Origin of the sequence: Nisaea nitritireducens, from assembly GCF_014904795.1 — a bacterium.
GTDB classification, from domain to species: domain Bacteria; phylum Pseudomonadota; class Alphaproteobacteria; order Thalassobaculales; family Thalassobaculaceae; genus Nisaea; species Nisaea nitritireducens.
On the sequence record NZ_JACZFS010000009.1, the window covers coordinates 341,065 to 361,856 of the forward strand.

Consider the following 20,792-nt stretch of genomic DNA (forward strand, 5'->3'; position numbering starts at 1 on the left):
CAATAGACAGGCCGTAAACAGAGAATTGTGGTTAACCCCGGCTTTCGAGTCGGGGTTTTCCGTTTTTATCCTAGTAAATTGATTGAAAATTACCGGAAAAATATTGAGCAATCGTGAGAAACCCCGCAATTCTGCGGAAATCTGCCGGTTGTTCGATTGACGCCCGCGTTTTTCGCGATTTACACTAAGATACCAATTGGGCCGGTAATCCGGCCAATTTCTGGGTGATTCTATCATTTGATAGGGGGGCTATAACGTGAATAAGAATGAGCTCGTCGCGGCCGTTGCCGAATCTGCTGATATTACCAAAGCTGATGCGGCTTCCGCTGTCGATGCTGTCCTAGACTCCATTACTTCTGCGCTAAAAACCGGTGACGAAGTCAGGCTGGTTGGTTTCGGTACCTTCAGCGTGGCATCGCGCGCCGCTAGCGAAGGCCGCAATCCGCGGACCGGTGAAAAAATTCAGATTGCCGCGTCGAAACAGCCGAAATTCAAGGCTGGCAAGGGTCTGAAAGACTCTTTGAACTGACGCTGACTATTTCTTCTCTTTTCGCGTGACGCCGTCCCTGTTAGAAGGGGCGGCGTTTTCGTTAAGGGAGCAATCCCAACTGCGGAACGGGCGCTTAGCTCAGCTGGCAGAGCATCTCGTTTACACCGAGAGGGTCGGCGGTTCGATCCCGTCAGCGCCCACCATCCGATCCGGACGCTAGATGTACCGACCTTGCATGATGGCATAGCGATACATCGCCTGAAGGTCCGCCCTTGTTTTCGGGCTCACCCGATTCTCCGAAATCTCTTTCGAATAGTCACGGATGTCCCGTTTGGTCTCCATGGAGACGCGCGGGCTGGCCAATAGAATCTCGTACATCTGCTTCGGCGAGGCCTGTGTCGGGTCCAGCGGCTCGTTGCTCTTGGGCTCGGCGGTGAGGTCGTCGCTCTGGGTGTCGCGTACCTTCAGGAACTTCCTGGGCAGCAGGAGATCGTTCCAGACCAGCCCGTAGTGGTTAAGGATGTTGCTAATGGCATCGACCGCGTTCAGCACCTCTCCGTCGTTCTCGCTGGCCAGCATGGCGGTGAGTTTCGTGAGTCGGCCGTAATCGCGTTCCGTCATCATCGGGCAGGGGTCCTGTTCTGGTCCGTCAGTCTATATTCTGTAGCTTAAGCTTGGTTGTTCGTCCGGGAGAATAAAGATTTTTCTGCGGAAAACCGGACAATTCCGGCGCTTAGACGCAGGCGCTCCAAAAAAGTGTCATTTTTCCAATCCATCGTGCTTGACACTCCATGGGGGCCCACGTAAATAAGCGCCTCCTCGTCGGGGGCGCCGCCAAACAGACGGCACCGCGGCCCGAGAAACGGGGGTGTAGCTCAGTTGGTTAGAGCGCCGGCCTGTCACGCCGGAGGCCGCGGGTTCGAGTCCCGTCACTCCCGCCATTTATCTTTAGTTAAATCAATTCTGAAATTGTATACGGCCCGGTCCTCGACCGAGGTCGTAAGATGCGTTCAAGCGCCGGAATTTAAAGAATTCTTTCGGTCGTTCTGTGGCGACACAGGCTTTTCTTGGACGCGCTATGGAACTATAGTGCGCGCGGTAACAAGGCGTGGGTGTATCCTTCTGATCACTTCAACGCGCCGGGCATGAGAGAGAGCTGACGATATGAGCGATATCCTCCGGGAATATTTGCCTATTCTGATTTTCCTCGCCGTTGCGATCGGGCTCTGCCTCGCGATGGTGATCGGATCTCTGGTGGTCGTGAAGCAGCGGCCTGATTCGGAAAAGGTTTCGGCCTATGAATGCGGCTTCGAAGCGTTCAACGATTCCCGTGGCCAGTTCGACGTCCGGTTCTATCTCGTTGCCATCCTCTTCATCATCTTCGACCTGGAAGTGGCCTTCCTGTTTCCTTGGGCGATCTCGCTCGGCGGGATCGGGCTCTTTGGCTTCTGGTCGATGATCATCTTCCTCGGCGTATTGACGATCGGATTCGTCTACGAATGGCGCAAAGGGGCGTTGGAATGGGAGTGAGACCCGTTATGCAGGCTTCGCAGGATCTTCGCCCGCTTCCGCCGGGTGCCGATCAGGACGCAATCCTGAAGGCTGTCGGCGACGAGCTGAATGAAAAAGGCTTCGTTGTCGCCCAGGCTGACAAGCTCTTCAACTGGGCCCGCAGCGGCTCGCTCTGGCCGATGACCTTTGGTCTTGCGTGCTGCGCCGTCGAGATGATGCATTCGGCCGCGAGCCGGTATGACCTTGACCGTTTCGGCATGGTGTTCCGTCCGAGCCCGCGCCAATCCGACGTGATGATTGTTGCCGGTACGCTGACCAACAAGATGGCGCCGGCCTTACGCAAGGTTTACGACCAGATGGCCGAGCCGCGCTGGGTGCTCTCCATGGGCTCCTGTGCCAACGGCGGCGGCTACTATCACTATTCCTATTCAGTGGTTCGCGGTTGCGACCGGGTCGTTCCGGTTGATGTCTATGTGCCGGGCTGTCCCCCGACGGCCGAGGCGCTTCTTTACGGGCTTCTCCAGCTTCAGAAGAAGATTAAGCGCACTTCGACGATCGCCCGTTAAACCGGGTCCGGACCAACGCCAGGCAGAGGCAGACGACAGCATGGCAGCACCGACACAAATGCAGAGAGAGCTGGCGGACTATCTGTCAGGCCAGCTCGATACCGAGCTTGTCGAGATCGGTTTCGTGCTCGATGAACTCGTGATCCGCACCCACCCGCAATACATCCTGAAGGTGCTTACTTTCCTGCGGGATGATTCGCAGTGCCAGTTCCGGTGCCTCGTCGACCTTTGCGGGACAGATTTTCCGGAGCGCGAGCAGCGATTCGACGTCGTTTACAATCTTCTGAGCGTGCAGCAGAACAACCGGATACGGGTCAAGGTCGCGACCGATGAAGCGACACCCGTTCCGTCTTCTACCGGCGTGTTCCCGTCCGCGGGCTGGTTCGAGCGTGAGGCTTGGGACATGTACGGCGTGTTCTTCTCCGATCACCCTGACTTGCGCCGCTTGCTGACGGACTACGGATTCGAAGGTCATCCGCTGCGCAAGGATTTCCCGCTCACTGGGCATGTTGAAGTGCGCTATGACGACGAGCAGAAGCGGGTGGTCTACGAGCCGGTGAAGCTGGTTCAGGATTTCCGCAGCTTCGATTTCCTCAGTCCATGGGAGGGCGCCCGTTCGCTCCTGCCGGGCGACGAAAAAGCGGAAGATCAGGCCGAAGAGGGAGCTTCCTGATGGCTGAAGCGCAAATCAAGCCGCTTACGCTGAATTTCGGCCCGCAGCACCCTGCTGCGCACGGTGTGCTGCGCCTGGTGCTGGAAATGGATGGCGAGATCGTCGAGCGTGCCGATCCGCATATCGGCCTGCTGCATCGCGGCACCGAGAAGCTGATAGAGTACAAGACCTACCTGCAGGCGGTTCCTTATTTTGACCGGCTCGATTATGTCGCGCCGATGTCCCAGGAACATGCCTATGCGTTGGCTGTCGAGAAGCTGCTGGGCATCGAGGTGCCGAAGCGCGGGCAGTATATTCGGGTGCTCTATGCCGAAATCTCGCGCATCCTGAATCACCTGTTGAACATTACGACCTTTGCCATCGACGTCGGCGCCATGACGCCACTGCTTTGGGGCTTCGAAGAGCGCGAGAAGCTCATGGAGTTCTACGAGCGGGCCTGCGGCGCGCGTCTCCATGCGGCTTATTTCCGCCCGGGCGGCGTCGCCATGGATATCCCGGCCGGCCTGCTGGACGACATCATGGCCTGGACCGAGACTTTCCCGGCCCTGATGGACGATATCGAAAGCCTGCTGACGGAGAACCGTATCTTCAAGCAGCGTACGGTCGATATCGGCATTGTATCGGCTGAGGAAGCGCAGGCGCTGGGCTTCAGCGGTCCCTGCATTCGGGCTTCTGGACTGCCGTGGGATCTGCGCAAGTCGCAACCCTATGACGTATATAACGAGCTTGACTTCGATATTCCGATCGGCAAGACCGGCGACTGCTACGCGCGCTATCTGGTGCGTATCAGGGAAGTCCGGGAGAGCCTGAAGCTCATCCGGCAGTGCGTCGAGAAGATGCCTGACGGTCCGGTCAAAACCGAAGACCGGAAAGTCGCTCCGCCGAGCCGTGGCGAAATGAAGCATTCGATGGAAGCACTCATCCATCACTTCAAGCTTTATACCGAGGGCTATCACGTTCCGGCTGGAGAGACCTATACGGCCGTCGAAGCGCCGAAAGGCGAGTTCGGTGTCTTCCTGGTCTCCGACGGCTCCAACAAACCTTATCGCTGCAAAATCCGGGCTCCCGGGTTTTCGTTCCTGTCCGCCATGGACTTCTTGTCCAAGGGCCACATGCTGGCCGATACGGTCGCCATCATTGGCTCGCTTGATATTGTGTTCGGGGAGATTGACCGGTGAGCGGTATCGACATCGCCGAGAACCAGCCCGAGAGCTTTGCCTTCACGCCAGAGAATATGGCCAAGGCGGATGCGATCATTGCCAAATACCCGGAAGGCCGTCAGGCCAGCGCGGTGATGCCGTTGCTCGACCTGGCCCAGCGCCAGCACGACAACTGGATACCGCTGGCCGCGATCGACGTGATCTCCGAAAAGCTCAATATGCCGCGGATCCGCGTTCTGGAAGTCGCGACCTTCTACACGATGTACAACCTGAAGCCGGTCGGGAAATACTTCCTGCAGGCCTGCACCACGACGCCATGCTGGCTGCGTGGTTCCGATCAGGTCATGAAGTGCATCAAGGACAAGCTCGGTCTCGACAATCACCAGACCAGCGAAGACGGCATGTTCACCCTGCTTGAGGTCGAATGCCTCGGCGCCTGCGCAAATGCGCCGATTCTGCAGGTGAATGATGACTTCTATGAAGACGCCAATTACGAGAACACAGCGAAGTTGCTGGATGCCCTGAAGAAGGGCGAGGTGCCGCCTGTGGGTTCACTCTCCGGACGAAATGTTTCCGAGCCGGAGAAGGGCGCGCAGACCCTGCTGTCCTACAAGGACAACGAGGCCGCGCGCTCCTACGACGCCAAAATCAGCGCCGGCGAAACGGGAGAGAAGTGATGTTGAGGGACGAGGACCGCATCTTCACAAACCTCTACGGCTGGTTCGATTGGGGTCTCGAAGGCGCCCGCAAACGCGGCGACTGGAGCACCACGAAACAGATCCTTACCCGCAGCCCGGAAGACATCGTTGAAGATGTGAAGAATTCCGGACTGCGCGGCCGCGGCGGTGCGGGTTTCCCGACCGGCGTGAAATGGTCTTTCATGCCGAAAGAGGTGAAGGACAAACCGCATTATCTCGTGGTCAACGCGGACGAGTCCGAGCCGGGCACTTGCAAGGACCGGGAAATCATCCGGAACGATCCGCACAAGCTGGTCGAAGGCTGCCTGATCGGCGGTTATGCGATGCGGGCGACTGCGGCTTTCATCTATATCCGGGGCGAGTTCTACAATGAGGCGATGCGCCTCCAGGCGGCGATCGACCAGGCTTACGAGGCCGGGCTGATCGGTAAGAACGCCTGTGGTTCCGGCTACGATTTCGACGTCATCCTGCATCGCGGTGCCGGCGCCTATATCTGTGGCGAGGAAACGGCTCTGCTGGAAAGTCTGGAAGGCAAGAAGGGCCAACCGCGCCTGAAGCCTCCGTTCCCGGCTGGTGTGGGTCTTTATGGCTCTCCGACGACCGTCAACAATGTCGAGAGCATTGCTGTCGTACCGGAAATTCTGCGACGTGGACCCCAGTGGTTCGCCGACCTCGGCACACCGAAAAACTCCGGCACCAAGCTCTTCTGCATTTCCGGACATGTCGAACAGCCGTGCAATGTCGAGGAAGAGATGGGCATTCCGCTCAAGGAACTTCTCGAGAAGCATTGTGGCGGCGTGATCGGCGGCTGGGACAATCTTTTGGCTGTCATCCCGGGCGGGTCATCCGTGCCGATGATGCCGAAATCGGTTTGCGACGACGTGATCATGGATTTCGACACCCTGCGCGGTGTTGGCTCCGGCCTCGGTACTGCCGCGGTTATCGTCATGAACAAGCAGACCGATATCGTCCGCGCCATCGCGCGTCTCTCCTACTTCTACAAGCATGAGAGCTGCGGCCAGTGCACGCCGTGCCGTGAAGGCACCGGCTGGATGTATCGGGTCATGGACCGGCTGGTCCGGGGCGAGGCTGAGGTCGAGGAAATCGACGCGCTTTATGAAGTTACCAAGCAGATCGAAGGTCATACGATCTGCGCGCTGGGCGATGCTGCGGCGTGGCCGATCCAGGGTCTTCTCCGGCATTTCCGGCCGGAAGTAGAGCGCCGGATTGCGGCCCGGAAGGCTGGCGAGCCGGTAATACCGGTAATGGAGGCTGCGGAATGATGCGCCCGACGGGAACGTGCTTGCGGGGAGATCGCAATGCCTAAATTGACGATCAACGGGGTCGAGGTCGAGGTTCCGGCTGGCGCCTCCGTGTTGCAGGCCTGTGAAGAAGCTGGCGCCGAGGTTCCGCGCTTCTGTTATCACGAGCGGCTGTCGATTGCCGGTAACTGCCGCATGTGCCTCGTGGAGATGGAGCGCTCGCCGAAGCCGGTTGCCTCCTGCGCGATGCCTGCCGGCGACGGTATGGTGATCCGCACCGATAGCGAACTGGTGAAGAAGGCGCGGGAAGGGGTGATGGAGTTTCTCCTGATCAACCACCCGCTGGATTGCCCGATCTGCGATCAGGGCGGCGAATGCGACCTGCAGGACCAGGCTATGGCCTTCGGTCATCATTCCAGCCGCTATGACGAGAACAAGCGCGCGGTCGAAGACAAGTATATGGGCCCGCTGGTCAACACGATCATGACCCGCTGCATCCATTGCACCCGCTGCGTCCGGTTCTCGACCGAAGTCGCTGGCGTTACCGATATGGGCCTGCTCGGCCGCGGAGAGAATGCCGAGATCACGACCTATCTGGAAAAGGCGCTCGACAGCGAGCTGTCGGCCAATGTGATCGACCTGTGCCCTGTCGGCGCGCTGACCTCCAAGCCCTACGCCTTCGTGGCGCGCCCGTGGGAGCTGCGCAAGACCGAAACCATCGATGTGATGGATGCGGTCGGCTCCAACATCCGGGTCGATGCCCGCGGCTCCGAAGTGCTGCGAGTCCTGCCGCGTCTGCATGAAGAGGTCAACGAAGAGTGGATCTCCGACAAGACGCGTTATGCCTGTGACGGCCTGAAGCGCCAGCGGCTGGACCGGCCGTATCTGCGCAAGGACGGCAAGCTGCAGCCCGTGTCCTGGGATGACGCTTTCGCCGCCATCGCGGCCAAGATGAAGGGGCTTAAGGGTGCCGAAATCGCCGCCATTGCGGGCGATACGGTCGATGTCGAATCAATGTTTGCCCTGAAGGGGCTGATGACCGCTCTCGGCTCGCCGAACCTGGATTGCCGCCAGGACGGTGCCAAGCTCGATGCGACAACCCGGGCCGGTTACCTCTTCAACAGCACGATTGCCGGGATCGAAGAAGCTGACGCCATTCTGATCGTCGGCGCAAACCCGCGCTGGGATGCTGCCGTTCTGAACGCCCGTATCCGCAAGCGCTGGCTTGAGGGCGGCCTCAAGGTTGGTCTTATCGGTGCGCCGGTCGACCTGACCTACAAATACGATCATCTGGGCGCCGGTGCGCAGACCCTGACCGAAGTGGCGGACGGCAAGAACGCTTTTGCTTCCGTACTGAAGGACGCCAAGAAGCCGATGATCATCCTCGGCATGGGCGCCCTGACCCGCGAAGACGGGGCGGCGGTTCTGGCGACCGCACGGAAGATCGCGGAAAGCACCGGAATGCTCGTGCCGGCCTCGAAGGACGAGGAAGGCAACGAAGTTCCGGCGTGGAACGGTTTCAGTGTCCTGCATACGGCGGCCTCCCGCGTTGGTGGCCTCGATCTCGGCTTCCTGCCGGGCAAGGGCGGCGCCGATGTTGCCGGCATGCTCGAGGGCGCCTCCAAGGGCGCGATCAAGGCGGTCTACCTGCTGGGCGCCGATGAGATCGATACCCAGCGGCTGGGCGATGCCTTCGTGATCTATCAGGGCCACCACGGCGATCGCGGCGCACACCGTGCCGACGTCATTCTCCCGGGTGCTGCCTATACCGAAAAAGACGGCCTCTACGTTAATACAGAGGGCCGGGTGCAGATGGGCCTTCGGGCCAGCTTCCCGCCAGGTGAGGCGCGTGAGGACTGGGCCATTGTCCGCGCGCTGTCGGCGCATCTTGGCGATGCGCTGCCGTATGACAGCCTTGAACAGCTCCGGGCCGCTCTGCGGAAGTCGAACGAGATCTTCACCGAGATCGATATCGCACCGGAGGCTGCCTGGGGGCCGTTCGGCGCCGAAGGAGCTATGTCCGAGACCGGTTTCGGAACCACGGTCGAGAATTTCTACATGACCGACCCGATCAGCCGGGCCTCTCAGACGATGGCCGAATGCACGGAAGTCTTTGTCCTGCCCAAGCAGGACAAGACCGGGACCGAGGGGTGAGGAGTTAAGTGGGTATGGATGCGATCCTCGAAACCTACGTGATCCCGACAGCGATCATTCTGGCGCAGATCCTCGCCATTGTGGTGCCGTTGCTGGTGGCCGTCGCGTATCTCACCTATTTCGAACGCAAGGTGATCGGCGCCATGCAGATGCGGAAGGGGCCGAATGTCGTCGGTCCGTTCGGTCTGCTGCAGCCGCTCGCCGACGGTGTGAAGCTGTTCGCCAAGGAAACCATCCTGCCGGCGGGCGCGAACAAGATCATGTTCGCCATGGCGCCGATGCTGACCTTCATCCTGGCCATGATCGCCTGGGCGGTGATTCCGTTCGATGCGGGAATGGTGCTGTCGGACATCAATGTCGGCGTGCTGTATCTCTTCGCGATTTCCTCGCTTGGGGTCTATGGCGTGATCATGGCTGGCTGGGCGTCGAACTCGAAATACGCCTTCCTCGGTGCGCTTCGGTCTGCGGCGCAGATGGTATCTTACGAAGTCTCCATCGGCTTCGTGATGATCACCGTTCTCCTTTGTGTCGGCTCGCTGAACCTCAGCGCCATTGTCGAGGCGCAGAGAACGGTCTGGTTCGCCATTCCGCTGCTGCCGATGTTCGTGATTTTCTTCGTCTCGGCGCTGGCCGAAACGAACCGGGCGCCGTTCGACCTTCCCGAAGGGGAGTCGGAGCTGGTTGCGGGCTATTTCGTCGAGTATTCCTCGATGACCTTCGCCCTGTTCTTCCTCGGTGAATACGCAAACATGATCCTGATGAGCGCGATCACCGTGATCCTGTTCATGGGTGGCTGGCTGCCGCTGTTCGATATCGCACCGTTCAACTGGATACCGGGGCCGATCTGGTTCTTCGCCAAGATCGCCTTTGTGCTGTTCTTCTTCCTCTGGGTCCGGGCGACGTTCCCGCGCTACCGCTACGATCAGCTGATGCGGCTGGGCTGGAAAGTGTTCCTGCCGTTCTCGCTGCTCTGGGTTGTGCTGACCGCGGGTGTGCTGGTGGCGTTCGACTGGGTTCCCGCGCCGGTGCTGGGATGAGGGTGGATAGAATGATGTCAGACGCGACTGAAACGCGCACGATGGAGAGAGGCTGAGCCATGAGCACGTTGCAACAAAGCGCGCGCGGCCTGCTGCTGTGGGAATTGCTTTCGGGGATGTATCTGACCCTGAAGTATTTCTTCAAGCCGAAGGTGACGATCAACTATCCGTACGAGAAGGGGCCGATCAGCAGCCGTTTCCGTGGTGAGCATGCCTTGCGCCGTTACCCGAACGGGGAAGAGCGCTGCATTGCCTGCAAGCTGTGCGAGGCGATCTGCCCGGCACAGGCCATTACCATCGAGGCCGAGCCGCGTGACGACGGCAGCCGCCGGACGACCCGCTACGACATCGACATGACGAAGTGCATCTATTGCGGTTTCTGTCAGGAAGCCTGTCCGGTCGATGCCATCGTCGAGGGGCCGAACTTTGAATTCGCCACGGAAACCCGTGAGGAGCTGTTCTACAACAAGGACAAGCTGCTCGCGAACGGGGACCGCTGGGAGCGCGAGATCGCGCATAATCTGACCGTCGAAGCGCCGTACCGTTAAGGGCTGCTTGGGGGCGAGGGGAACATGAAGAAAGCCGATAAAATGGCTGAGATGACTCACAAATTGCCTGCCGGACTTCCGGCGGAGCGGGGGCGCGGATGATCCAGGCACTCATATTCTATGTCTTTGCCGCGATCACCATTGCCTCGGGCGTCATGGTGGTCTCGTCGCGGAACCCGGTTCACTCGGTTCTGTTCCTGATCCTGGCTTTCTTCAACGCAGCGGGCCTGTTCGTGCTGATCGGCGCCGAGTTCATCGCTATGATCCTGGTGGTGGTCTATGTCGGTGCGGTTGCGGTGCTGTTCCTGTTTGTCGTCATGATGCTCGACATCAATTTCGTCGAGCTGCGGCAGGGCTTCATGAAGTATCTGCCGATCGGCCTGCTGATCGGGGTGGTGATCTTCGCCGAACTGTTCTTCGTGGTGACCAGCTGGGTGATCGCGCCTGATCTGATCACGGCGGCACCGGCGCCCGACCCGAACGCTGTGACCAATACCCATGCGCTCGGAGCGCTGCTCTACACCCGCTATGTCTATCTCTTCCAGTCGGCCGGACTGATCCTGCTGATCGCGATGATCGGCGCCATTGTGCTGACCCTGCGGAGCCGCGAGGGCGTCAAGCGCCAGCGGATTTCGGAGCAGCTCTCGCGGACCCCGGACGAGACCGTCGAAGTCGTCAAAGTACAGCGTGGGGAAGGGGTCTGATCATGTTGGAAATCGGCCTGGCGCACTATCTGACGGTCGCCGCCGTCCTCTTCACTCTCGGAATGTTCGGGATTTTCCTGAACCGGAAGAACGTGATCATCATCATGATGTCGATCGAGCTGATGCTGCTCGCGGTGAACATCAATCTGGTGACCTTCTCCGTCTTCCTGAACGATCTTGTCGGACAGATCTTCGCACTCTTCGTGCTGACGGTCGCCGCGGCGGAGGCCGCCATCGGCCTCGCCATCCTCGTGGTGTATTTCCGTAATCGCGGAAGCATCGCTGTCGAAGACATCAACCTGATGAAAGGGTAAGGCCGGATGTACGCCGCAATCGTCTTCCTGCCGCTGCTCGGCAGTCTCATCGCGGGCTTCGGAAACCGTGCCATCGGAGACCGCCCGGCGCAGCTTGTCACCTGTGCCGGCATGTTCGGTGCGCTGGCGCTCTCGATCATCGCCTTCTTCGATGTCGCGCTCGGCGGTAACCCGATCACGATCGAGCTGTTCACCTGGATCTCTTCCGGATCGATGGAAGCCTCCTGGGCGCTGAAGTTCGATACCCTCACGGCGGTCATGCTGATCGTGGTCACCGGCGTGTCGACCATGGTTCATGTCTATTCCATCGGATACATGAGCCACGACGCTTCCAAGCCGCGTTTCATGGCCTATCTCAGCCTTTTCACTTTCGCCATGCTGATGCTGGTGACAGCGGACAATCTGGTGCAGATGTTCTTCGGCTGGGAAGGCGTCGGTCTCGCTTCCTATCTGCTGATCGGCTTCTGGTTCCACAAGCCGTCCGCCAACGCAGCGGCGATGAAGGCTTTTGTCGTCAACCGTGTCGGCGATTTCGGTTTCGCGCTCGGTATCTTCGGCACCTACCTGCTGTTCGATACGGTCGTGCTGGACGATATCTTTGCCGCCGCGCCGGAAAAAGCGGGCATGACGCTCGAATTCCTCGGTATGGAATGGCACGCGCTGACCATCCTTTGCATGTTGCTGTTCATCGGCGCCATGGGCAAGTCGGCCCAGCTCGGCCTGCACACCTGGCTGCCGGACGCCATGGAAGGCCCTACCCCGGTCTCAGCGCTCATTCACGCGGCGACCATGGTCACGGCCGGTGTTTTCATGGTCGCGCGTCTGTCACCGATGATGGAATTCTCGCCCGACACGCTGATGGTGATCACTATAGTTGGCGCGACGACCGCTTTCTTCGCGGCGACCGTCGGTCTCTGCCAGAACGATATCAAGCGGGTTATCGCCTATTCGACCTGTAGCCAGCTCGGTTACATGTTCTTCGCTTGCGGTGTGTCGGCGTATTCAGCCGCCATCTTCCACCTGATGACGCACGCCTTCTTCAAGGCGCTGCTGTTCCTCGGTGCCGGCTCGGTGATCCACGCCATGTCGGACGAGCAGGACATGCGCAACATGGGCGGCACCTGGAAGCACATCAAACTCACCTACATCATGATGTGGATTGGCAGCTGGGCTCTGGTCGGCTTGCCGCCGTTCTCCGGCTTCTTCTCCAAGGATCTGATCATTGAAGTGGCCTATGCCCGGCACACCGGCGTTGGCGATTATGCCTTCTGGCTTGGTGTCGGCGCGGCCTTCATGACCGCTTTCTACAGCTGGCGCCTGCTGATCATGACCTTCCACGGCACGCCGCGCGCGAGCAAGGAAGTCATGAGCCATATTCATGAATCACCGCCGGTCATGACCGTACCGCTGATCGTTCTCGCCATCGGTGCGGTGTTCGCCGGTTGGCTCGGATACCAGTATTTCGGCGGCGACCTCCGCGATCAGTTCTGGGGTGCGGCGATCTTTGTCGCCGAAGGCAACGATACGATCGAGGGTGCCCATCATGTGCCGACTTGGGTGAAGCTGCTGCCGATCGTCGTCACGGTCGCCGGTATCGGGCTTGCCTATGTGATGTACATGTTCCTGCCTGGTTTGCCGGCGAAGGTCGCCTCGACCTTCCGGCCGATCTACCTGTTCCTGCTGAACAAATGGTATTTCGACGAGCTGTACGATTACATCTTCATCCGCCCTGCGATGAAACTCGGCCGCCTGTTCTGGAAGAGCGGCGATGGAGCAATCATCGATGGCTTCGGTCCGGATGGCGTGAGTTTGCTGACGAAACTTGCGGCGGTCCGTACCGGTAAGATGCAGTCCGGATATGTCTACCATTATGCCTTTGCGATGATGATCGGCGTAGTTGCGATCATCTCCTGGTACATGCTGATGAGCGGGAAGTAAGACCATGAGCGATTGGCCTCTCCTCTCTCTGGTAACCTTCCTGCCGTTGGCGGGCGCTCTCTTCATCGCGCTGACCCGTGGTGAGGAGGAACAGGTTGCCAAGAATGCCCGCTATGTGGCGCTCTGGACCTCTTTGATCACCTTCGTGGTCTCGCTGCTGATCTGGGCCGGGTTCGATCCGACCACGGCTGACTTCCAGTTCGTCGAGAAGCGCGACTGGCTGCCGGACTGGGGTATCGGCTATCACATGGGTGTCGACGGCATCTCAATGTGGTTCGTGCTGCTGTCCACGCTGCTGACACCAATCTGCATCCTCTCCAGCTGGGAAGCGGTGCAGAAGCGGGTGAAGGAATACATGATCGCCTTCCTGGTCCTCGAGACCCTGATGGTCGGCATGTTCTGCGCTCTGGATATCCTCGTCTTCTATATCTTCTTCGAAGGCGTGCTGATCCCGATGTTCCTGATCATCGGCGTCTGGGGCGGTGCCCGCCGCGTCTATGCGGCGTTCAAGTTCTTCCTCTACACGCTGCTCGGCTCCGTGCTGATGCTGATCGCTATCCTGACCATGTACCTCCAGGCGGGAACGACGGATATTCCGGCCCTGATGGCCGCCGGGTTCTCGACGGAACTGCAGACCTGGCTCTGGCTTGCCTTCTTCGCGTCCTTCGCGGTGAAGGTGCCGATGTGGCCAGTCCACACCTGGCTGCCGGATGCGCACGTTGAGGCGCCAACCGCGGGCTCCGTGATCCTGGCCGGTGTGCTGCTGAAGATGGGCGGCTACGGATTCCTCCGTTTCTCCATTCCGATGTTCCCGGAAGCGACCGAATATTTCGCGCCGCTGGTCTTCGCGCTCAGCATCGTGGCGGTGATCTACACCTCGCTCGTCGCTCTGGTGCAGGAAGACATGAAGAAGCTGATCGCATACTCGTCGATCGCGCATATGGGCTTCGTCACCATCGGCATGTTCACTCTGAACACCCAGGGCGTCGAAGGCTCGATCTTCCAGATGCTGAGCCACGGTGTCGTTTCCGGCGCGCTCTTCCTTTGCGTCGGTGTGGTCTATGACCGGATGCATACCCGTGAGATTTCGGCCTATGGCGGCCTGGTCGAGCGTATGCCGCGTTATGCGCTGGTCTTCATGATCTTTACCATGGCGTCCGTCGGTCTTCCTGCAACCGCAGGCTTCGTCGGTGAATTCCTGATCCTGATGGGCGCTTTCGAAGAGAGCACCTGGCTCGCGGCCTTTGCCGCAACAGGCTTGATCCTGGGCGCTGCCTACATGCTCTACCTCTACCGCCGGATCATCTTCGGTGTGATGGACAAGGAAGCTCTGAAGCAGATTCTCGATCTGTCGCCCCGCGAGATTGTGATCTTCGCACCGCTCATCATCCTGACCTTCTGGATGGGCATCTATCCGTCGACCTTCCTCGACATTATGTCGGTGTCTGTCGATCATCTGATTAGCAACTACAAGGTTGCGCTCGGCGATGCCGGCGTGGCCGTGGCCGCCCGCTAGGGCAGGAGTGAGACCCATGGACGCGATCACTACGCTTCCCGTGATGAGCCCGGCGGCCGGGGAAATTTTCCTGGCTGCTGCCGCCATGGCGCTGCTCATGTTCGGTGTGTTCAAAGGCGGCAAGGCGCAGGAGGCGACCTCCTGGCTCGCTGTTGCAGTGCTCCTCATTGCAGGCGGCTTGGTGATGAGCCACGGCGGCGACACCACTCCGGCATTCTTCGGGATGTTTCAGGCAGGACCGTTCGCCCAGTTCGCCAAGATCCTGATCCTGGCCGGCTCTATCCTTTCGATCATCATGTCCCGGAGCACTTTCCGGCAGGACAGTTTCGAGCGGTTCGAGTATCCGGTCCTGATCGTGCTGTCGACGCTCGGTATGCTGATGATGGTATCGGCAAACGATATGATCGCGCTTTACATCGGGCTCGAGGTGCAGAGCCTCGCGCTCTATGTCATCGCCTCGATCCGTCGAGACACCCTTCGGTCGACCGAAGCGGGCCTTAAATATTTCGTATTGGGCGCGCTGTCCTCAGGGATGCTGCTGTACGGCTCTTCCATGGTCTACGGGTTTGCCGGGACAACGGAATTCGACGCGCTGGCGAACGTCTTCTCCGGTCTGGAAGGTCAGCAGCCGTCTGTGGGGCTGATCATCGGGCTCGTGTTTGTTATTTGCGGCCTTGCCTTCAAGGTTTCCGCTGTTCCGTTCCATATGTGGACGCCGGACGTCTATGAAGGCGCGCCGACCCCGGTCACGGCGCTGTTCGCGGTCGCGCCGAAAGTTGCCGCGCTGGCCCTGTTCCTGCGGGTCCTTCTGGAGCCGTTCGGCGCGCTGGTCGGCGAATGGCAGCAGATCATTGCCCTGATTTCGGTTCTCTCCATGGCGATCGGTTCGATCGCGGCTATCGTGCAGACCAATATCAAGCGTCTGATGGCCTACAGCTCCATCGGCCATATGGGCTATGCGCTGGTCGGTCTTGCCGCAGCGAACGAAGCTGGCGTCAGCGGTATTCTGGTCTATCTCGCACTCTATCTCTTCATGAATGTCGGGACCTTTGCCTGCATCCTGGCGATGCGCCGGCAGGGGCGTCCGGTCGAAGGAATCCATGACCTGGCGGGTCTCTCGAAGACCCATCCGGGCATGGCGGCGATGATCATGATCTTCATGTTCTCGATGGCAGGTATCCCGCCGCTCGCCGGTTTCTTCGGCAAGTGGTTTGTCTTCATGGCGGCGGTTAATGCAGGCCTTTTCGCTCTCGCGATCCTCGGCGTAATCGCCAGCGTGATCGGGGCTTTCTATTATCTGCGCATCGTCAAGATCATGTATTTCGACGAAGCGGTAGAGCCGCTTGATACCGCCATTCCGGGAGACCTGAAGATCATCATGACGGTGATGGCCGCGGTGACGCTGCTGTTCTTTATCGTCCCGGCACCACTCGTCAGCAGCGCCAAGGCAGCGGCTTCAGCCCTGTTCGCGGGATAAGAGGCAAGCGGCCCACACTTGACGGAATTGCGGGCCGGGCCTTGAAGGACCTGAATATTTGAACCACGAGCACCAGAGCCACGGCTTCAGGATTCTGGGCTACGATTCCGTATCCAGCACGAATGACGAAGCCGATAGCCTGGCGCAAAACGGGGCTCCGGACCGGACATTGGTCTGGGCCAGGAGCCAAAGCTCCGGACGGGGGCGGCTTGGCCGGGCATGGGTTTCCCCGGAAGGCAATCTTTACACGACGGCACTCCTCGATCCGGGAGCGCCGCTTGGCCGCCTGCAGGAACTCTCTTTCGTCGCTTCGCTTGCGGTTTACGATACCGTCGCCGGGCTATTGCCGGATGCGGAACTGGTCCTGAAATGGCCCAACGATGTGCTGCTGGGCGGCGCCAAGATTTCCGGTATCCTGACTGAGACACGTGTCCGCGGAGATCATGTTGTCGCTCTGCTCGGGGTCGGCATCAATCTCACTCACGCTCCGGGTGGCGCCCGGTATCCGACAACGGCGCTCGCGGATCATCTTGCCGCGCCGCTGACGGTTGAGGGATTGCTTGAACATTATCTGAAGGCGCTGTCGGCGCGCTATGCGCTCTGGTGTACCGATGGGTTTGAGCCGATCCGGAAAGCCTGGGTCGCTCGGTCACGCTGGATTGGACGAAAGGTTTCCGTCGAGAATGGCGGCCAGAAGATTATTGGCCATTATGACGGGATAGAAGCTGACGGCTCGATGAGCATTTCGGGCGATGACGGAGAGAAGCACAGGATTTCTGCCGGTGATGTCCGGCTTGCGGAGGGCGGCTGATGCTGCTGACGATTGATTGCGGCAATACGAACACGGTGTTCGCGGTGTTCTCCGGCGATGAGAAACGTGGTGCCTGGAGAGCGTCGACCAATGTGGCACGCACTGCGGATGAATATGCCGTCTGGCTGACCCAGCTCATGGCGCTCGAAGGGATCGAGCGGAGCGATGTCGTTGAAGTAATCATGGCGACCGTTGTGCCGGAGGTGGTCTTCAATCTGGAAACCCTGTGCCGGAAGTATTTCAAGGTCGAGCCCATGGTTGTGGGCCGCAAGGGCGTCGATCTCGGAATTGATATCCGGATCGAGCGGCCGACTGAAGTCGGTGCGGACAGACTGGTAAATGCTGTCGCCGCGCATGCAGCCTATAAGGGCGCGTTGATCGTCATAGATTTTGGTACGGCGACGACGTTCGACGTGGTGGAAGCCGATGGTGGTTATGCCGGCGGTATCATCGCGCCGGGTATCAATCTCTCGCTGGATGCTCTCTACCGTGCGGCGGCGCAATTGCCGCGCATTAGCATCCGGCCTCCGGAAATGCCGGAGGAGGGCAGCAACGCCCCCGTGCGTGTTATCGGAAAATCGACGGTGAGTGCGATGCACTCTGGAATCTTTTGGGGATATATCTGCCTGGTTGAAGGGCTGGTATCCCGCATCAAAGCAGAATACGGAACAGATATGACGGTTATTGGCACGGGCGGACTGGCGGCGATTTTTGCCGACTGTACGCCGGTTATTGAACATGTGGACGAGGCGATCACGCTGCGTGGCCTTTTGTTGATCCATGAGCGGAACAAGACGCAATGAACGCCGTGCCGAAGATAAAAGACGAGGATTTCATTTTCCTGCCGCTTGGCGGCAGTGACGAGATCGGGATGAACCTCAACCTCTACCATTATGGTGGCAAGTGGCTGATGGTGGATCTCGGGATCTCGTTTGGCGACGACACCATGCCAGGCATCGATATCCTGCTGCCGGACCCGGAGTTCATCGAACAGCGGCGGAAGGATCTGGTCGGGCTGGTCATTACCCACGGCCATGAAGATCATATCGGCGCCATTCCGTATCTCTGGCCGCGTCTGCGCTGTCCGATCTATGCGACGCCCTTCACGGCGACGCTGATACGGCGGAAGCTTGCCGAGGAAGGCATCCTTGAGCAGGTCGAACTGATCGAGGTGGATATCTCCGCCAACTTCGTTCTCGGCCCGTTCGAGCTCGAGCTGATCACGCTCACGCACTCCATTCCCGAGGCGAACGGGCTGGCGATCCGGTGCGGCGGCGGTACCGTGATGCATACGGGAGACTGGAAGTTCGATCCGGACCCGGTGATCGGTCGAACGAGCGATATAGAGGCTCTTCGTGCTCTCGGCGACGAAGGCGTTCTCGCCATGATCGGCGATTCGACGAATGTCCTGGATGAGGGCCGGTCCGGCTCGGAAGCCAGTCTGACCGACTCTCTCGCCGAACTCTTCCGGCAGCACGATCAGCGCATCGCCATCACCTGCTTCGCCTCGAATGTTGGCCGGCTTGCGAATATTTCGGCCGCGGCAGCTGCGGCCGGGCGGAACGTCGCGCTGGTCGGCCGTTCGCTCTGGCGGATGTATGAGGCGTCACTGCAAAACGGATATCTCCGCGACATCCCCGAATTTCTCTCGGAGAAGGATGCAGGCTTCATCCCGCGCGACAAGCTGGTGTTGATATGCACGGGCTCGCAGGGAGAGTCTCGTGCCGCTCTCGCCCGTATCGCCGAGAACGCTCATCCGGAAATCACGCTTGAGCGCGGTGACGTGGTCGTCTTTTCCTCGCGCGAAATTCCCGGCAACGAAACCGCGATCGGCCGGGTGCAGAGCCGGCTCGTGGCGCGCGGCATCGAGGTGGTGACCGAGCGGGATCACCATGTCCATGTTTCCGGTCACCCGGCGCGCGAAGAGCTGGTCGAGATGTACCAGTATATCCGTCCGAAAGTCGCCGTGCCGGTGCATGGCAGCCCGCGCCATCTGGAGGCTCATGCCCGGCTCGCGCGGGAATGCCAGGTACCGGAAGCCGTCGTGCCGGGAAATGGCAGCCTGATCCGGCTTGAGGAAGGCAATGTCGGGATTGTCGGCTGGGTTCCGACCGGCATGCTGACAGTCGATGGCGGCCGTATCATTCCGCTTGAATCGAGCGTGATCGGAGACCGGAAGAAAATGCTGTTCAACGGCGCAGTCTCGGCGACCGTATTGATGAACGGCAAGGACCAGCTGCATAGCGATCCGGTACTGACTTTCAACGGCATTGCCGATGAGGGCGAAATTGACGCATTGAGTGACACTGCGAAAGATCTCATATGGGAGACGGTCGGCGCGCTCGGCAAAAAGGCGCGGGCCAAGGACGATGAGGTTGGAGAAGCGGTACGCCGGGCTGTCCGCCGCGTTGTCCGGGCTGAATACGGAAAGCGCCCTGTAACGACTGTCCATGTGCTGCGCGTCTGACGACGAATAAAGGAAAGAAATCGATGATCGGCCGTTTGAACCATGTTGCCATCGCCGTGCCAGATCTGGATGCGGCATGTGCCACGTATAGCGGTGCACTTGGTGCCAGCGTCAGTGCTCCCGAAGATCTGCCCGAGCACGGCGTCACGGTCGTCTTCGTTGAGCTGCCGAACACCAAAATCGAGCTGCTGTATCCGCTCGGTGAGTCTTCTCCGATTGCGGCGTTCCTTGAAAAGAACCCGTCCGGCGGTATGCATCACGTCTGCTACGAGGTGGATGACATCCTCGCCGCACGCGATCGCCTGAAGGCCGAGGGCGCACGGGTTCTCGGGGACGGCGAGCCGAAGATCGGGGCGCATGGCAAGCCGGTTTTGTTTCTGCACCCGAAGGACTTTGCCGGCACGCTGGTCGAGCTCGAACAGGCCTAGGCGGAGAGCCGGATCATGAATGACTGGATCTCCGTCGTTGTCGTGTTTCTGCTGCTCTGGTGGTGGTTCTTCCTGATGGCGCTGCCGATTGGTGTGCGTGTGGTGGAGGAGCCCGAGGAAGGGCATGCCCCAAGTGCACCCAAGCGGCCGCATCTCTGGAAGAAAGCATTGGGTGCTACGATTGTGGCGCTCCTCGCCACAACCCTGATCAACTACATCATTGCAGCCGATCTGTTCTCGTTCCGGGATGCCATCGAGAATTGGTAACGGCCATGGCCGTTAGAGGCCTAAGCTGATCGAGAGCCTATAAGGAAAAGGTAGTACCAAGAAAAACGGCAAGATCTAAAAGATCTTGCCGGCGAATTTTTTTTTATGATTCGACCGCAGCGCTTTAACGCTGTGGTTCGCTTCCTCCCTAAACTCGGGCCAAATTCGCGGCTCGGACTTATTCTTTTTTTTCTTGGATGGGGACCATATGACATGTTGTTGAATGCGTCACTAATTTTTTTCCGCCTAGGTCAAATGATATCGATTCTCATCTAGTTTTTGTTATCAAACGTCGTCTGGGGAGCGAATAGAGACATGATCATGTGCTTTTATACAAAGTTGAAGTTGTCGGCCCCGTTTCTAATCGTCGGAAGCCTTTTCCTCGCGAGTGTTGGGATCGGAAATGCTCGGGCCGATGAGCCGAAAGGTATCGAGATATCGAAAAAGGATTGCGCACGCATCGTTGCCCATAAACCGGCGGCAGATGTTGAATACAAGCCGGGCGTGGATGCTGCGGATAGGCCGGTCGTACCGGCTGACTTGCCGGGATCGGCCATTATCGAGGCACCGGAAAAGATCATCATTCCGCTCACGCTCGATGTCGCCGATCTTTTCTCTTTGCCGGAAGGTGTGGCAGGGGAAGCCGGTATCGGAACGATAGAATACGACATCATGTCGGGCCGGCTTGAATATAACGGCCAGCAGCTCACCGATCCGCAGATGGCGGCCATTTCCGCAGCCTGCGCGAATATGAAGGAATAAAAAACGGG

The 20,792-nt window shown here is 59.3% G+C and carries 22 protein-coding genes and 2 tRNA genes; 23 read left to right on the plus strand and 1 reads right to left on the minus strand.

From position 1 onward, the window contains the following. The first annotated feature begins 256 nt into the window (after positions 1-256). Complete coding sequence (locus tag IG629_RS03190) at positions 257-529, plus strand: HU family DNA-binding protein (RefSeq protein ID WP_193170526.1); 273 nt, start codon at positions 257-259, stop codon at positions 527-529. 88 nt (positions 530-617) lie between these two features. Beyond that, positions 618-693, plus strand: a tRNA-Val gene (locus IG629_RS03195). A 13-nt stretch (positions 694-706) separates the two neighbouring features. On the opposite strand, the gene IG629_RS03200 is transcribed toward IG629_RS03195, so the two are convergent. Continuing rightward, positions 707-1,114, minus strand: a complete 408-nt coding sequence (locus tag IG629_RS03200) for a hypothetical protein (protein ID WP_193170527.1) — start codon at positions 1,112-1,114, stop codon at positions 707-709. A gap of 240 nt (positions 1,115-1,354) precedes the next feature. Between IG629_RS03200 and IG629_RS03205 the strand changes: the two genes are divergently transcribed. The 21 genes from IG629_RS03205 (at position 1,355) to IG629_RS03305 (ending at position 20,784) form a co-directional block, all read left to right on the plus strand. Beyond that, positions 1,355-1,431 (plus strand) — tRNA-Asp (locus IG629_RS03205). Positions 1,432-1,654: 223 nt separating this feature from the next. Next, positions 1,655-2,020 (plus strand): NADH-quinone oxidoreductase subunit A, encoded by a 366-nt coding sequence (locus tag IG629_RS03210; protein ID WP_193170528.1) that lies wholly within the window; start codon positions 1,655-1,657, stop codon positions 2,018-2,020. After that, the gene (locus tag IG629_RS03215; RefSeq protein WP_193170529.1) at positions 2,011-2,568 is read left to right on the plus strand and encodes a NuoB/complex I 20 kDa subunit family protein; all 558 of its coding nucleotides are present in this window, start codon (positions 2,011-2,013) and stop codon (positions 2,566-2,568) included. The genes IG629_RS03210 and IG629_RS03215 overlap by 10 nt, the downstream gene beginning before the upstream one ends. Positions 2,569-2,608: 40 nt before the next feature. After that, complete coding sequence (locus tag IG629_RS03220) at positions 2,609-3,241, plus strand: NADH-quinone oxidoreductase subunit C (protein ID WP_226886400.1); 633 nt, start codon at positions 2,609-2,611, stop codon at positions 3,239-3,241. After that, on the plus strand, positions 3,241-4,419 hold the full coding sequence (locus IG629_RS03225; RefSeq protein WP_193170530.1) for an NADH-quinone oxidoreductase subunit D: 1,179 nt from the start codon (positions 3,241-3,243) through the stop codon (positions 4,417-4,419). The genes IG629_RS03220 and IG629_RS03225 overlap by 1 nt, the downstream gene beginning before the upstream one ends. Next, entirely contained in the window at positions 4,416-5,078 is a 663-nt protein-coding gene (nuoE, locus tag IG629_RS03230; RefSeq protein ID WP_193170531.1) for an NADH-quinone oxidoreductase subunit NuoE, read from the plus strand. The genes IG629_RS03225 and nuoE overlap by 4 nt, the downstream gene beginning before the upstream one ends. Beyond that, the gene (gene nuoF, locus IG629_RS03235; protein WP_193170532.1) at positions 5,078-6,382 is read left to right on the plus strand and encodes an NADH-quinone oxidoreductase subunit NuoF; all 1,305 of its coding nucleotides are present in this window, start codon (positions 5,078-5,080) and stop codon (positions 6,380-6,382) included. The genes nuoE and nuoF overlap by 1 nt, the downstream gene beginning before the upstream one ends. A 36-nt stretch (positions 6,383-6,418) precedes the next feature. Then, a complete protein-coding gene (gene nuoG, locus IG629_RS03240) occupies positions 6,419-8,515 on the plus strand; it encodes an NADH-quinone oxidoreductase subunit NuoG (RefSeq protein ID WP_193170533.1) in 2,097 nt (698 codons plus the stop codon). A gap of 14 nt (positions 8,516-8,529) precedes the next feature. Next, complete coding sequence (nuoH, locus tag IG629_RS03245) at positions 8,530-9,552, plus strand: NADH-quinone oxidoreductase subunit NuoH (RefSeq protein ID WP_193170534.1); 1,023 nt, start codon at positions 8,530-8,532, stop codon at positions 9,550-9,552. Between the two features lie 59 nt (positions 9,553-9,611). Beyond that, complete coding sequence (nuoI, locus tag IG629_RS03250; RefSeq protein WP_036553121.1) at positions 9,612-10,100, plus strand: NADH-quinone oxidoreductase subunit NuoI; 489 nt, start codon at positions 9,612-9,614, stop codon at positions 10,098-10,100. A 98-nt stretch (positions 10,101-10,198) separates the two neighbouring features. Beyond that, the gene (locus IG629_RS03255; protein ID WP_193170535.1) at positions 10,199-10,804 is read left to right on the plus strand and encodes an NADH-quinone oxidoreductase subunit J; all 606 of its coding nucleotides are present in this window, start codon (positions 10,199-10,201) and stop codon (positions 10,802-10,804) included. A gap of 5 nt (positions 10,805-10,809) precedes the next feature. Next, positions 10,810-11,118 (plus strand): NADH-quinone oxidoreductase subunit NuoK, encoded by a 309-nt coding sequence (gene nuoK / locus IG629_RS03260; RefSeq protein WP_028464844.1) that lies wholly within the window; start codon positions 10,810-10,812, stop codon positions 11,116-11,118. Between the two features lie 6 nt (positions 11,119-11,124). After that, positions 11,125-13,056, plus strand: a complete 1,932-nt coding sequence (gene nuoL, locus IG629_RS03265) for an NADH-quinone oxidoreductase subunit L (protein WP_193170536.1) — start codon at positions 11,125-11,127, stop codon at positions 13,054-13,056. Positions 13,057-13,060: 4 nt separating this feature from the next. After that, positions 13,061-14,572 (plus strand): NADH-quinone oxidoreductase subunit M, encoded by a 1,512-nt coding sequence (locus IG629_RS03270; protein ID WP_193170537.1) that lies wholly within the window; start codon positions 13,061-13,063, stop codon positions 14,570-14,572. Between the two features lie 16 nt (positions 14,573-14,588). Then, a complete protein-coding gene (gene nuoN / locus IG629_RS03275) occupies positions 14,589-16,049 on the plus strand; it encodes an NADH-quinone oxidoreductase subunit NuoN (protein ID WP_193170538.1) in 1,461 nt (486 codons plus the stop codon). A 58-nt stretch (positions 16,050-16,107) separates the two neighbouring features. Continuing rightward, positions 16,108-16,860 carry a biotin--[acetyl-CoA-carboxylase] ligase gene (locus IG629_RS03280; protein ID WP_193170539.1) on the plus strand — a complete coding sequence of 251 codons (753 nt, stop codon included), beginning with the start codon at positions 16,108-16,110 and terminating at the stop codon, positions 16,858-16,860. Then, complete coding sequence (locus tag IG629_RS03285) at positions 16,860-17,663, plus strand: type III pantothenate kinase (protein ID WP_193170540.1); 804 nt, start codon at positions 16,860-16,862, stop codon at positions 17,661-17,663. The genes IG629_RS03280 and IG629_RS03285 overlap by 1 nt, the downstream gene beginning before the upstream one ends. Further along, positions 17,660-19,327, plus strand: coding sequence for a ribonuclease J (locus IG629_RS03290; RefSeq protein WP_193170541.1), 1,668 nt, complete (start codon positions 17,660-17,662; stop codon positions 19,325-19,327). The genes IG629_RS03285 and IG629_RS03290 overlap by 4 nt, the downstream gene beginning before the upstream one ends. Positions 19,328-19,350: 23 nt before the next feature. Then, the gene (gene mce / locus IG629_RS03295; RefSeq protein WP_193170542.1) at positions 19,351-19,755 is read left to right on the plus strand and encodes a methylmalonyl-CoA epimerase; all 405 of its coding nucleotides are present in this window, start codon (positions 19,351-19,353) and stop codon (positions 19,753-19,755) included. A gap of 15 nt (positions 19,756-19,770) precedes the next feature. Further along, positions 19,771-20,022, plus strand: coding sequence for a DUF1467 family protein (locus tag IG629_RS03300; protein WP_193170543.1), 252 nt, complete (start codon positions 19,771-19,773; stop codon positions 20,020-20,022). Between the two features lie 321 nt (positions 20,023-20,343). Continuing rightward, on the plus strand, positions 20,344-20,784 hold the full coding sequence (locus IG629_RS03305) for a hypothetical protein (RefSeq protein WP_193170544.1): 441 nt from the start codon (positions 20,344-20,346) through the stop codon (positions 20,782-20,784). Positions 20,785-20,792 lie beyond the last annotated feature (8 nt).